Source organism: Parafrankia sp. Ea1.12 (genome assembly GCF_900465275.1).
Classification (GTDB): domain Bacteria; phylum Actinomycetota; class Actinomycetes; order Frankiales; family Frankiaceae; genus Parafrankia; species Parafrankia soli.
This window is the reverse complement of sequence record NZ_UBIZ01000460.1, coordinates 1-600: the sequence shown is the minus strand read 5'-3', so window position 1 is coordinate 600 and position 600 is coordinate 1. Positions and strand designations below refer to the sequence as shown.

At 70.5% G+C, this 600-nt stretch carries 1 protein-coding gene; it reads right to left on the bottom strand.

The features are described 5' to 3' along the window. A partial coding sequence (locus FMEAI12_RS27300) for a helix-turn-helix domain-containing protein (RefSeq protein WP_304598634.1) occupies window positions 1–548 on the bottom strand: 548 nt, incomplete at its 3' end. Window positions 549–600 lie beyond the last annotated feature (52 nt).

The following is a 600-nucleotide window of genomic DNA, read 5'->3' as shown; positions in this document are numbered from 1 at the left end:
GTGAAGAAGTCGCAGGCCAGCAGGCCGGAGGCCTGGGCGCGCAGGAACGTGCGCCAGGAGGTGTCGGCCCGGCGGGGTGCGGGGTCGACGCCGGCGCGGTGCGGGATCCGCCAGACGGTGGCGACTCCGACCGGGTAACCCAGCCCGATCAGTTCTCCTTGGATCCGGCGGTGGCCCCAGGTCGGGTTCTCCTGGGCGAGGCGCAGGACCAGATCGCGGATCTCCCGGCGGATCGGGGGCCGCCCAGGGGTCTTGCGAGGGTAGGTCCATTTTCGTGCGAGGAGTTCCCGGTGCCAGCGCAGCACGGTGGCGGGGGTGACGAAGAGCGAACTCCAGCGGGCTCGGGGTAGCAGCCGGGACAGGGCTGCGAGGATTACCCGATCCTTCGGTTCCAGGGCCGGGCGGTTCACCTGCCGGCGCAGCACCGCCACCTGATGTCGCAGGACGAGGAGCTCCACGTCTTTCGCGGTGTCGCCACGCACGCGGAGCAACATCAGTCCGAGAGCGTTGCGTGTCAGGGCGTAGAGCAGCGACCACACCATGACCATCCAGCCTGCCCGAGGCGGGCCCTGTCCGGCGGGTAAACGCGCAGGTCACCGC